8 protein-coding genes are annotated in these 12,658 nt (G+C 66.3%); 5 read left to right on the top strand and 3 right to left on the bottom strand.

Features of this window, described 5'->3' with window-relative positions:
* Window positions 1–19: 19 nt before the first annotated feature.
* Window positions 20–496: a VOC family protein gene (locus tag A5724_RS11250; RefSeq protein ID WP_067800867.1), complete on the top strand. Its 477-nt coding sequence runs from the start codon at window positions 20–22 to the stop codon at window positions 494–496.
* Complete coding sequence (locus A5724_RS11245) at window positions 493–1,971, top strand: FAD-binding protein (protein ID WP_067800863.1); 1,479 nt, start codon at window positions 493–495, stop codon at window positions 1,969–1,971. Before A5724_RS11250 ends, A5724_RS11245 begins: the two co-directional genes overlap by 4 nt.
* On the opposite strand, the gene A5724_RS11240 is transcribed toward A5724_RS11245, so the two are convergent.
* Genes A5724_RS11240 through A5724_RS11230 form a run of 3 tightly spaced genes read right to left on the bottom strand, consistent with a single transcriptional unit; the run spans window position 1,968 to window position 7,730 of the window.
* On the bottom strand, window positions 1,968–3,842 hold the full coding sequence (locus A5724_RS11240) for an ABC transporter ATP-binding protein/permease (RefSeq protein WP_067800860.1): 1,875 nt from the start codon (window positions 3,840–3,842) through the stop codon (window positions 1,968–1,970). The two genes, A5724_RS11245 and A5724_RS11240, sit on opposite strands and share 4 nt — an antisense overlap.
* A 24-nt stretch (window positions 3,843–3,866) precedes the next feature.
* Window positions 3,867–5,795 carry an ABC transporter ATP-binding protein/permease gene (locus A5724_RS11235; RefSeq protein WP_067800855.1) on the bottom strand — a complete coding sequence of 643 codons (1,929 nt, stop codon included), beginning with the start codon at window positions 5,793–5,795 and terminating at the stop codon, window positions 3,867–3,869.
* Between the two features lie 45 nt (window positions 5,796–5,840).
* On the bottom strand, window positions 5,841–7,730 hold the full coding sequence (locus A5724_RS11230; protein ID WP_067800852.1) for an ABC transporter ATP-binding protein/permease: 1,890 nt from the start codon (window positions 7,728–7,730) through the stop codon (window positions 5,841–5,843).
* Between the two features lie 47 nt (window positions 7,731–7,777).
* Here A5724_RS11230 and A5724_RS11225 point away from each other — a divergent pair, with 47 nt between their 5' ends.
* Genes A5724_RS11225 through secA2 form a run of 3 tightly spaced genes read left to right on the top strand, consistent with a single transcriptional unit; the run spans window position 7,778 to window position 12,652 of the window.
* On the top strand, window positions 7,778–9,415 hold the full coding sequence (locus A5724_RS11225) for an acetolactate synthase (RefSeq protein WP_067800850.1): 1,638 nt from the start codon (window positions 7,778–7,780) through the stop codon (window positions 9,413–9,415).
* A 56-nt stretch (window positions 9,416–9,471) separates the two neighbouring features.
* Window positions 9,472–10,305 (top strand): GNAT family N-acetyltransferase, encoded by an 834-nt coding sequence (locus A5724_RS11220; protein ID WP_067800846.1) that lies wholly within the window; start codon window positions 9,472–9,474, stop codon window positions 10,303–10,305.
* Between the two features lie 22 nt (window positions 10,306–10,327).
* Window positions 10,328–12,652, top strand: coding sequence for an accessory Sec system translocase SecA2 (gene secA2 / locus A5724_RS11215; RefSeq protein ID WP_067800843.1), 2,325 nt, complete (start codon window positions 10,328–10,330; stop codon window positions 12,650–12,652).
* The last annotated feature ends 6 nt before the right edge of the window (window positions 12,653–12,658 follow it).

Here is a 12,658-nt window from a genome sequence, read left to right as displayed (position 1 = left end):
CGGCGATATCCTCTAGGCGATGCCCGCCCAGACACCTGTCCAGATCGCATGGGTCAGCCGTGACCTCGACGCCACCGAAACGGCGCTGACCACCCTGCTGGGCGCTAAAAAATGGATACGGATGCCCGGCATCCACTTCGCGCCCGGCGCCTGCACGTACCGCGGGCAGCCCGCAGACTTCGTCGCCGATATCTCGCTGTCCTACGCCGGTGACACCCAACTGGAACTGATCGCGCCGGTACAGGGCGAGAGCATCTACACCGAGTTTCTGGAGGCGGCGGGGTCCGGGCTTCATCATGTGTGCATCGAAGTCGACGACGTCGAGCAGGCGCTGGCCGAACGCGGCGCCGAGGTGGTCCAGCGCGGGGTGATGCCAGGCGGCGTGGAATTCGCGTATGTATCAGCCGCCGACGCCGGCGTGCCCTACCTCGAGATCGCCCGAATCTCGCCCGAGATCCGCGCGTTCTTCGACTACATCAAGCAGGAGCAGCAGTGAGTACGGACATTCCGGGAACGGTCGCGGCCGCCGACGTGTCGTCGTGGTCCGACGAGGTCGACGTGGTGGTGATCGGATTCGGCATCTCCGGTGGGTGCGCGGCCGTCAGCGCCGCCGCGGAGGGCGCACGAGTGCTGGTGCTGGAAAAGGCCGCCGCCGCAGGGGGAACCAGTGCCATGGCGGGCGGCCACTTCTATCTCGGCGGCGGGACGGCGGTGCAGGAAGCGACAGGGCATCCGGACAGCGCCGACGAGATGTACAAGTATCTGGTCGCGGTATCGCGCGAACCCGAGCACGACAAGATCCGCGCGTACTGCGACGGCAGCGTCGAACACTTCAACTGGTTGGAGGATTTGGGTTTTCAATTCGAACGCAGCTTCTACCCCGGCAAGATCGTGGTGCCGCCCGGCACCGAGGGGCTGTCGTACACCGGCAACGAGAAGGTGTGGCCGTTCATCGAACAGGCCAGGCCGGCACCGCGCGGCCACTCGGTGCCGGTGCCGGGTGAACTCGGTGGCGCGGCTATGGTCATTGACCTTCTGGTCAAGCGGGCCGCCGAGCTTGGTGTCGAAATCCGTTACGAGACAGGGGCAACCAACCTGATCGTCGACGGTGACGCGGTCGTCGGTGTGAACTGGAGACATTTCACCGAGACCGGCGCGATCAAGGCCAAGGCGGTCATCATTGCCGCAGGCGGTTTCGCGATGAACCCGGAGATGGTCGCCGAGCACACGCCCGAACTGGGCCGCAAGCGGCGCACCAAACACCACGGTGAGGTGGAGCCCTACATCCTCGGCAACCCCAACGACGACGGCCTCGGCATCCGGTTGGGTGTCTCGGCGGGCGGCGTCGCCAAGAATCTGGACCAGATGTTCATCACCGCCGCCGCGTATCCGCCGGAGATCCTGCTGACCGGCGTCATCGTCAACAACCGGGGCCAGCGTTTCGTCGCCGAGGACTCCTACCACTCCCGCACGTCGGCCTTCGTGCTCGAGCAACCCGATCAGGTGGCGTACCTGATCGTCGACGAGGCGCATACTGAAATGCCCGCGATGCCGCTGATCCGGTTCATCGACGGCTGGGAGACCGTCGAGGAGATGGAGGCGGCGCTCGGCCTCCCCGCGGGCAACCTGGTGGCGACGCTGAACCGGTACAACGACAATGCGGCGCGCGGCGAGGACCCCGATTTCCACAAACAGCCGGATTACCTTGCCGCACAGGACAACGGACCGTGGGCGGCGTTTGACCTGTCATTGGGCCGGGCGATGTACTCCGGCTTCACGATGGGCGGGCTGGCCGTCTCGATCGACGGCGAGGTGCTGCGTGCCGACGGCTCCGCCGTCCCCGGGTTGTACGCCGTTGGCGCGTGCGCGTCGAACATCGCGCAGGACGGCAAGGGCTACTCCAGCGGAACGCAGTTGGGTGAGGGGTCGTTCTTCGGCCGTCGGGCGGGCGCCCACGCGTCGCGCCGCTAAACGGGGCCCAACCGCCACTGCCCGCCGCCGAGCAACTCAAGGCGCTGGTCGTGGTGCTGTTCGACCGCGGGCCGGTGGCTGACGCTGACCACGATGCAGTCGGGCAGCGCGGTGCGCAGGGCGCGGTACAACGCGAACTCCTGGCCCTCGTCCAGCGCCGAGGTCGCCTCGTCGAGGAACACCACCTTGGGCTTGCTGAGCAGCACCCGCGCGAATGCGATGCGCTGCTGCTCACCTGGCGAGAGCACCTTGGCCCAGTCGGCCACCTCGTCGAGCCGACCGGAAAGATGCCCGAGCGTCACGGTGTCCAGCGCGGATTGGATTGCGGCGTCGTCGAATTCGTTCACCTCTGCCGGATAGGAGATCACCGTACGCAGATCCCCGAGCGGTATATACGGCAGCTGCGACAGGAACATGGTGGCCTGCTCGGGGCGCCGCACCGTCCCCGAGGTGAACGGCCACAGTTGAGCGAGGCTGCGCAGCAGCGTGGTCTTCCCAGTGCCCGACCCCCCGGTGATCACCAACGACTCGCCGGAGTCGAGCCTGACGGCCAGCGGGTCGACCAGTCGCACGCCGTCGGGTCTGCGTACCTCAACGCCGTCGAGTTCGAGCGAATCGTCGCCGCTGGGCAGCGTCGTCAAAGTAGGAAGTTCCCTTGCCTTTTCGTTGGCGATCACCAGCCCGTCGAGGCGGATGATCACCGCGCGGTAGTTGGCGAACGAGTCGTAGACGGCGCGGAAGAACGCCAGTGAATCGTGTACCGAGACGAATGCGCTCGACGATTGGGTGACGTCACCGAGCTGGATTTCGCCTGCGAACAATCGCGGCGCCTGCACCACCGTCGGCAGCGGGCTGACGATCTGGTTCATCGACCGATTCCAGCCGAGGAAGACCAGAGTGCGACGGACGAAGGCCCGATAGTTGGCGATGACCGCGGCGAATCTGGTCATCAGTTGGCCGCGTTCGGCGTCCTCGCCGCCGTACAGTCCGATGGCCTCGGCCGCGTCGCGTAGTCGCACGAGCGCGTACCGGAATGCGGCGTTGGTCAATTCGTTGCGGAACGACAGCCGGATCAGCGGCCTGCCGATCCAAAACGCGACGATCGTCGTGAAGAACACGTACACCAGCGCCATCCAGAACAGCGCCTTGGGCACCGTCACGCCGAAGATCGTCAGCGGGCCCGCCAGTCCCCACAGGATCGGCGTGAACGACACCACGTTCACGATCGCGAAAACCGTGCCGAACACCAGCGTCTGCGACGATCCGACGGTCGGCGAATTGGTGCCCTCACCGGTGCCGGTGGTGAAGGCGTCGATGTCCTGCTGGATGCGTTGGTCCGGGTTGTCGATCGGATCGTCGACGAATCGGCCGCGGTAATACGCGTCGCCGCTCAGCCAGTCGCCGGTGAGCCGGTGTGTGAGCCAGACGCGCCACCGGATGATGAAGCGCTGCATCAGGTACACGTCGAGCAGATTGCGGGCGATGTCACCGACGGCCAAGCCGACATAGAGCACCATCGCGGCCCAAAACCCTCTGATCGCAGCGTCTTTCGCCGACCCTTCACCGCCGAAGGCGGCCTGCAGCGCCGAGAACTGGTCGTTGGACTGATAACTGAACAGCACGCCGAGGCGTACGTCGATCATCACCGACGCCAGCAGCGCGCCCAGGTACAGCCACACCGGAACGCTCTGCCTGCCCGTGAAGTAGCCGCCGGTGACTCGCCAGAACTGGCGGCCCCAGGAGGTGAACCGCGCCAGCAGTGCCAGCGCCGCGACCGTGCACACCGCGGCGGTGGCCCAGGCTCTCGCGACCCACAACAGGGAGGTGACCAGCTCGTCGCCCCAATTCAGGGACGGCGTGAACGTGTCCATGCCGGGAAGTTACCCGGGCACGGGCTACACGGGGACGGGCTCGCCGCCTTCCACGCGCCCGAGTCGCCATTCACCGTTGCCGAGCAGTTCGAGTTCGTGGGTGTGGTGCTGCCCGACGGTGGAGCGGTGGCTGACGCTGACCAGGATCGTGTTCGGCAGCTCATTGCGCACCAACTGGTAGCAGGTGTACTCCAGGCCTTCGTCCAACGCCGAGGTGGCCTCGTCGAGGAAGACGGCCTTCGGTTTGGTCAGCAGAACCCTGGCGAACGCGATGCGTTGCTGCTCACCGGGGGAGAGCACCTTGGCCCAGTCGAGCACCTCGTCGAGGCGGTTGACGAGGTGTGGGAGCGCTACCTTCTGCAGCGTGTACCGCAGTGTGCGGTCGTCGATCTCGCCCTCTTCGCTCGGATACGAGATCACCGCGCGCAGATTGCCGAGCGGCACGTAGGGCATCTGCGACAGGAACATCGTCTCGTTGGGGCCGCACGGCCGGGTCAGCGTGCCCGAGCAGAACGGCCACAGTTCCGCGAGGCTGCGCAGCAGCGTGGTCTTTCCGCTGCCCGACGGCCCGGTGATCATCAACGTGTCGCCGACCTCGAGGCGCATGTCGATGGGTTTGACCAGTTGCTTCCCGTCGGGGGTGCGCACCTCGACGTCGGAGAGTTCGACGGTGCCGTCCTTGCACGGTGCGGTGACGACCTCGGGCAGCGCCCTGCCTTCTTCGTTGGCGACGACGAGTCCGTGCAGACGGATGATCGCGGCCCGATACCCGGCGAACTGGTCGTAGGCGTTACGGAAGAACGACAACCCATCCTGGATGCTGCCGAACGCCGAGGCCGACTGCGACATCGCACCGAGTTTGATCTCGCCAGCCAGGAATCGGGGGAATTGCAGCAGATACGGCGCGACCACGATGATCTGGCTCATCGACAGGTTCCAGCCGTAGAACCCCATCATCCGGTTCACGTAGCGCTTGTAGTTGCCGACCACCGGCGCGAACAGTCGCCGCAGCCCGGTGCGTTCCGCCAGTTCGCCGCGGTAGAACGCCACCGCCTCGGATGCGTCGCGCAGACGCACCAGCGCGTAGCGGAACGCGGCGTTGAACTTCTCGTTGTTGAAGGACAGCCAGATGATCGGCCGACCGATCCAGAACGCGATGACGCTGGCGAACAGCACATAGACCAGCCCGATCCAGAACAAGGCCCTCGGGATCTCGGTGCCGATGATCGGCAGGGTCAACGAGCCGGACAGGTTCCACAGGATCGCGGTGAACGAGATCATCGACGTGATCGACGAGATCGCTCCGAACAACAACGTGGCCGCCGAGGTGTTGTTGGGCGTGTTGGGCAGCGGGCCGACGCCTGCGGTGAAGATGTCGATGTCGGTCTGGATGCGCTGATCCGGGTTGTCGATGGTGTCGTCGATGAACCGGGCGCGGTAGTAGGCCTTGCCGTCCAGCCAGTCGTCGGTCAACCGGTCGGTCAGCCAGGCGCGCCAGCGCAGCATGAACCGCTGCATCAAAAACAGGTCCACCATCACGCGGGCCACGTGGATGGTGGCCAGGACCGCGAATACGAGCATGGACAACCAGAAGCCGTCTTTACCGGACGCTTTCACCGCCTCGTCACCGTTGCCAAGGCCCGCGGCTATCGCTTGGAAGCTGCTCATCATGTCGTTGCCCTGGAAAGACAGCAGCACGTCGATGCGCACCCCTGCGACCACCGACAACAGCAGGCCGCCCAACCACACCCAGACGAGGACGCTGTCCCGGCCTGTGAAGTAGGCCCCGGTGATGCGCCAGAACTGCCTACCCCACGAGGTCATCCGATAGATCAGCACGAGGATGACCATCGTGGCCACCGCGGCGATCGCCCACGCCTTGGCGATCCACCACAGCGATGTCAACAGTTCGTTTCCCCAATCGAGCGTGGGGATGAACATGTCTGGGTTCATTCCGGCAAGGTACCTCGCAGATCTGTTGCGGGCGTTCTGGAGGGTCTAACTCCTGCTCGGAAGCGCGTCGAGGCGCCACTCGCCGTCGTCGACCAGTTCCAGGTGACGGCCGTGGAACCGCTCGACGGTGCTGCGATGGCTCACGCTGACCAAAATTGCGTCGGGAAACTCCGTTCGGATCAGGTCGTAGAGCATGAGTTCGAGGCCCTCGTCCATCGCGGAGGTCGACTCGTCGAGGAACACCGCTCTCGGTTTGGCCAGCAGCAGCCGAGCGAAGGCGATCCGCTGCTGTTCGCCGACCGACAGCACCTTGGCCCAATCCCTGACCTCGTTCAGCCGGATGGCCAGATGCGACAGCGCGACCTTGACCAGAGCCTGCTGGACTTCGTGGTCGGGTACCGCGCCTGACTCCAACGGGTAGGACACGACCGCGCGCAGGTCGCCGAGCGGGATGTAGGGCAGCTGCGGCACGAACAGCACCCTGTCGCGGTCGGCAGGCAGGCGCACGCTGCCCGAGACGAACGGCCACAGCCCGGCGAGGCTCTGCAGCAACACCGTCTTGCCGATGCCGGAGGGACCGCTGATCAGCAGCGCGTCCCCGGGCTGCAGCGTCAGATCGAGAGGACGGATCAGCGGATCGCCGCCAGGGGTGCGGACCGCGACACCGGTCACCTCGAGGGATCCGTCGGCGGACGTGGCCGTTGTCACCTTCGCGAAGCGGCGGGCGACGGCGTTCTCGTCGGCCAGACCGTCCAGCCGGATGACCGCCGCCCGGTAGCTCGCGAACGAGTCGTAGGCGTCGCGAAAAAACGACAGCGAGTTGTGGATGGTGTGAAACGCGGTTGCGGACTGGAAGATGTCGCCGAGCGAGATCCGGCCCGCGAACAGCCGCGGCGCCTGGACGATGAACGGCAGCGGGTCGATGGCCTGGCTCATGGACAGGTTCCAGCCCGTGAAGACCACCATCCGGTTGCGCCAGTGGCCGTAGTTGGTCATCACCGCCGACAGTCGGCCGGTGAGCACCGAACGCTCGGCCTTCTCCCCGCGGTAGGACCCGATCGCAGCGCTGGCATCGCGCAACCGGACGAGCGCGTAGCGAAAGCCCGCGTTGAGCAGTTCGTTCATGAAGCTCAACCGGATCAGCGGCCTGCCGATCACGAACGCCACGACGGTGGCGACGAGCACGTAGCCGATGACCACCCAGAACAGCGCCCTTGGCAGCGTCACCGTACCGAGCGTCAGCGGCCCGGACAGGCGCCAGAGAATGGCGCCGAAGGAGAACACGGACACCACCGCCTCGACCGCACCGAACAGCAGCAGGTGGTCCGACGTGTTGGCCGGATTGTTCGGCTCACCGCCCACGCCCGCGGTGAAGATGTCGATGTCCTGCTGGATGCGTTGGTCGGGGTTGTCGATCGGCTGGCGGGTGAACTGGCCGCGGAAGTAGGCGTAGTCGCCGAGCCAGTCGTCAATGAACTGGCGGCTCAACCAGATTCGCCATCGCATGATGAACGTCTGGGTCAGATAGAGGTCGCCGAGCGTACGCGCGACGTAGCAGACGGCGAGCACCGCGAAGACCAGGATGGTCATCCAAAAGCCATGGATGCCAGTACTTCTGCCGGTGCCGGGCTGAAAGGTGAGTTGCAGCGCGGAGAACAGGTCGTTGGCGTAGTAGCTGAGCAGCACGTTGATCCGTACGACCAGGATGGCCGAGGCCAGCAACAACCCGAGCATCGCCCACACCGGTGCGCTTTGCCTGCCTTTGAAGTAGTCGCCGCTGATGCGCCAGAACTGCCTGCCCCACTCGGTGCTCCGCCCGATCGCAATCAACACGACGAGCAACGCGCACGCGGTGATCGCCCACACCTGCAGCACCCACAGCGTCGAGTTGACGAATTCACGGCTCCAGTCGATCGACGGCTGGAAGGTGTTCATCGGCCCGACACCCCAATGGTTTTCATAGGCGAGATTATGCTGCCGCCATGAGCATCGAGGCTCCGGTTACGGTCAACGCCGGCCATCTGATCGCCCGGCGGCTGCGCGCGAGCGGCATCGACACCGTCTTCACTCTTTCCGGCGGACACCTGTTCTCGATTTACGACGGCTGCCGAGCGGAGAACATCCGGCTGATCGACACCCGCCACGAGCAGACCGCCGCGTTCGCTGCGGAAGGCTGGTCGAAGGTCACCAGGATGCCCGGCGTGGCCGCGCTGACCGCCGGTCCCGGCGTCACCAACGGGATGAGCGCGATGGCCGCCGCTGCTCAGAATCAGTCACCGCTGGTGGTGCTCGGCGGGCGGGCACCCGCGGGACGGTGGGGTCAGGGTTCACTACAGGAGATCGACCACGTGCCGTTCGTGGCGCCGTTGACGCGGTTCGCCGCCACCGCGCAATCGCCCGACGAGGTCGCGCCGCTGATCGACGATGCGCTGCGCGCTGCAGTCGCTGCGCCGTCCGGCGTGGCGTTCGTCGACTTCCCGATGGACCACGTGTTCAGCGAGGCTATGGACCCGGGTAATCCCGGCGCGTTGAGCGGGATGAGCGGCGGTGTCCGGCCCGACGGCAACGCGGTGGACACCGCGGTGAGACTGCTGGCTGGCGCGCAGCGGCCGGTGATCATGGCGGGCACGAACGTGTGGTGGGGGCACGGCGAGAAGGCCTTGCTGGCGCTGGCGGAAGCGTTGCGGATACCGGTGCTGATGAACGGCATGGCCCGCGGCACGGTGCCTGCCGATCATGAGTTGGCGTTCTCGCGGGCGCGGTCAAAAGCGTTGGGGGAGGCTGATGTTGCGTTAGTCGTCGGGGTGCCGATGGACTTCCGGCTCGGCTTCGGCAAGGTGTTCGGCCCGCTGACCGAACTGATCGTCGCTGACCGTGCCGAACCCGTGCGGCCGCATCCCCGTGAGGTCGCCGCCGAACTCTACGGCGATCTGACCACGACGCTGACGGCGCTGGCGAGTGCCTCCGGCGGCGAACGCGGCGGCTGGATCGGTGAGCTGCGCACGGTCGAGGACGCGGCACGGGCTGCCGAACAGGCGGAGTTGTCCGACGATCGCAGCCCGCTGCACCCCATGCGGGTGTACGCCGAACTCAAGCCGCTGCTCGACCGCGATGCGATCGTCGTGATCGACGGGGGTGACTTCGGGTCGTATGCCGGGCGGGTGATCGACAGCTATGTGCCCGGCGCCTGGCTGGACAGCGGGCCGTTCGGCTGCCTGGGGTCCGGGCCCGGTTATGCGCTGGCGGCCAAGCTGGCCAGGCCCGAACGACAGGTGGTGCTGCTGCAGGGCGACGGCGCTTTCGGGTTCTCGGGAATGGAATGGGATACGTTGGTTCGACACGGCGTTCACGTCGTATCGGTCATCGGCAACAACGGCATCTGGGCGCTGGAGCATCACCCGATGACCATGCTGTACGGCTATTCGGTGGTGGCCGAACTGCGACCTGGCACCCGCTACGACCACGTGGTGAGCGCGCTCGGCGGATACGGCGAGATGGTGTCGACGGCCGCGGAGGTGCGGCCCGCGCTCCAGAGGGCGTTCTCCGCGGGTCTGCCCGCGGTGGTCAACGCGCTGACCGACCCTGCCGTCGCATACCCGCGCCGCTCGAACCTGGCCTGAGGTCGCCCACGCAGAAATCGTTGGACGCCTTGGTTGTTGGCGACCATGCTGGAGGCGTGGAGGTCAAGCTGCATGACTCGGTGGCCGAGTTCCGCGTTATCGCGGAACCGCTGTATCGGCGCGACCCCATTGGGCGCACCATCGAACTGACCTTGCTGGCCTCCGGTGAGTTCCCCAGCGATTCCCTGCTGCTCACCGTATGGGACGGCGGCACAGCTGTCGGTGCCGCGTTGCAGACACCACCATATCCTTTGGCCTGCAACGGAATTCCCCATGATGCGATAAACGCCGTCGCCACCACGCTGGTGGCAGTACGGCCCGACCTGGCTAGCGCACGAGGTGATCGCGGCTCGGCTGTCGCGTTCGCCGATGCGTGGCAGGCGATCACCGGACGACAACCATTGCTCAGCGCCGAGGAGCGGCTGTACCGGTTGGGAATGCTCAAACCGCCGGTGAGCGTTGTCGGTTCGGCGCGGGCGGCGGGCGACGACGACCGCGGCCTGCTCATCGACTGGGTGAACCGGTTCTTCGAGGACGCCTTCGGCCAGGCCAACGACCGGGCCGAGCAGTTCGTCGACGGCGCGGACCGCGCGGGCCACCGCTTCGTGGTGTGGGAGGTCGACGGCACGCCGGTCAGCATGGCGATGCTGCGGGTGCCCGCGTCAGGGGTGTCGCGGATCGGCCCGGTGTTCACCTCGCGCGACGCGCGCGGCCGTGGTTACGGATCGGCCGTCACCGCCGCCGCCGTCCAGTTGGCCCACCGCAGCGGCACGCCGGACGTCGTGCTGTTCGCCGATCTGGCCAACCCGACGTCGAACGGCATCTACCAGCAGATCGGTTTCGAACCGGTCTCCGACAGCGTCCGGATCGACTTCGCGACGTCCGACTGACGCGCGCAGGTACCGTAATTGTGTGGCGAAGACCAAAAACCGCACCTCAGGTCGTGTCAGCAACCGCTTCTGGAAGCTGCTCGGCGCCAGCACCGACCGCGACCAGGCGCAGTCGATGTCGCTGGTGGGCAAGTCGGCGGAGTTCGACGAGAAGGCCGCCGAACTCGACGACGAGCAGCTGAGCAAGGCCGCAGGCCTGCTCAACCTCGACGACCTGGCGGAGTCCTCGGATATCCCGCAGTTCCTGGCCATCGCCCGCGAAGCCTCGAAGCGGACCACCACGCTTGAGCCGTTCGACGTCCAGTTGCAGGGCGCGCTGCGAATGCTGGCCGGCGACGTGGTCGAGATGGCAACTGGTGAGGGCAAGACGCTGTCAGGTGCCATCGCCGCAGCGGGCTACGCACTCGGCGGGCGCAGCGTCCACGTCATCACCATCAACGACTACCTGGCTCGCCGCGACGCCGAATGGATGGGCCCGCTGCTCGAGGCGCTGGGACTGACGGTCGGCTGGATCACCGCCGACTCGACGGCCGCGGAGCGGCGCGAGGCCTACCAGTGCAACGTCACCTACGCCTCGGTCAACGAGATCGGCTTCGACGTGCTGCGCGACCAACTGGTCACCGACGTCGACGATCTGGTGTCGCCGAACCCCGACGTCGCACTCATCGACGAGGCCGACTCGGTGCTCGTCGACGAGGCGCTCGTGCCGCTGGTGCTCGCGGGCACCACGCACCGCGAGACGCCGAAGGTGGAGATCATCCGGATGGTCGGCGAACTGACCGCGGGCACGGATTACGACACCGACGCAGACAACCGCAACGTCCACCTCACCGAGTCCGGCGCGCAGAAGCTCGAGGCCAAACTGGGCGGGATCGACCTGTACTCGGAAGAACACGTGGGCACCACGCTGACCGAGGTGAACGTCGCTCTGCACGCACACGTGCTGCTGCAGCGCGACGTGCACTACATCGTCCGTGACGACGCGGTACACCTGATCAACTCGTCCCGTGGCCGCATCGCGCAGTTGCAGCGGTGGCCCGACGGCTTGCAGGCGGCCGTCGAGGCCAAGGAGGGCATCGAAACCACCGAGACGGGTGAGGTGCTCGACACCATCACCGTGCAGGCGTTGATCAACCGGTACCCGACGGTGTGCGGCATGACCGGCACCGCGCTGGCCGCGGGTGAACAGCTGCGGCAGTTCTACAAGCTCGGGGTGTCGCCAATTGCGCCGAATACTCCCAACATTCGCGAGGACGAGACCGATCGGGTGTACATCACCGCGGCCGCCAAGTTCGACGCCGTCGTCGACCACATCAAGGAGGTGCACGAAACCGGGCAGCCCGTGCTCGTCGGCACCCACGACGTCGCCGAATCCGAAGAGCTACACGAGCGGCTGGTCAAGGCCGGCGTGCCCGCGGTGGTGCTGAACGCCAAGAACGACGCCGAGGAAGCCGCGGTGATCGCCGAGGCCGGCAAGCTCGGCAGCGTCACGGTGTCCACCCAGATGGCGGGCCGCGGCACCGACATCAGGCTGGGTGGCTCGGACGAAGCCGATCATGATCAGGTCGCCGAACTCGGCGGTCTGCACGTCATCGGCACCGGCCGCCACCACACCGAGCGGCTCGACAACCAGCTGCGTGGTCGCGCCGGACGCCAGGGTGACCCCGGCTCGACGGTGTTCTTCGCCAGCTGGGAGGACGACGTGGTGGTGGCGCACCTCGATCCCAATAAGCTGCCGATGCAGTACGACGAGAACGGCCGGATCGTCAGCAACAAGGCCGCGTCACTGCTGGACCATGCGCAACGCGTCGCCGAGGGCCGGATGCTCGACATCCACGCCAACAACTGGCGCTACAACCAGCTGATCGCCCAGCAGCGGGCCATCATCGTCGAGCGCCGCGAGACCCTGCTGCGCACGCCGACCGCGCGGGAGGAACTCGCCGAGCGTGCTCCCAAACGCTACGAGGAGATCGTCGACAAGCTCGGCGAGGAGAAGCTGGAGAAGATCTGCCGGTTGATCATGCTCTACCACCTGGACCGCGGGTGGGCCGACCATCTGGCGTACCTGGCCGACATCCGGGAGAGCATTCACCTTCGCGCGCTGGGCAATCAGACCCCGATCGACGAGTTCCACCGGATGGCGGTCGACGCGTTCGCTTCGCTGGCCGCTGATGCGATCGAGGCCGCCCAGCAGACGTTCGAGACCGCGCCGTCGATCGAGGACGAGCCCGGCGTCGACCTGTCCAAGCTGGCCAGGCCCACGTCGACGTGGACGTACATGGTGCACGACAATCCGCTGGCAGATGAGTCCATGTCGGCGCTGAGCCTGCCGGGAGTGTTCCGCTAGGTTTAG

Source organism: Mycobacterium sp. ACS1612 (assembly GCF_001667505.1).
GTDB lineage: Bacteria > Actinomycetota > Actinomycetes > Mycobacteriales > Mycobacteriaceae > Mycobacterium.
The sequence above is the reverse complement of the archived record's forward strand: the minus strand, read 5'-3'. Positions and strand labels throughout refer to the sequence as shown.

Excerpts from the sequence above, each read along its gene's own strand:
- A5724_RS11250 (WP_067800867.1), top strand. The coding sequence starts at position 20 with ATGCCCGCCCAGACACCTGTCCAGATCGCATGGGTCAGCCGTGACCTC.
- A5724_RS11240 (WP_067800860.1), bottom strand. The coding sequence starts at position 3,842 with ATGGACACGTTCACGCCGTCCCTGAATTGGGGCGACGAGCTGGTCACC.
- A5724_RS11235 (WP_067800855.1), bottom strand. The coding sequence starts at position 5,795 with ATGAACCCAGACATGTTCATCCCCACGCTCGATTGGGGAAACGAACTG.
- A5724_RS11230 (WP_067800852.1), bottom strand. The coding sequence starts at position 7,730 with ATGAACACCTTCCAGCCGTCGATCGACTGGAGCCGTGAATTCGTCAAC.
- A5724_RS11225 (WP_067800850.1), top strand. The coding sequence starts at position 7,778 with ATGAGCATCGAGGCTCCGGTTACGGTCAACGCCGGCCATCTGATCGCC.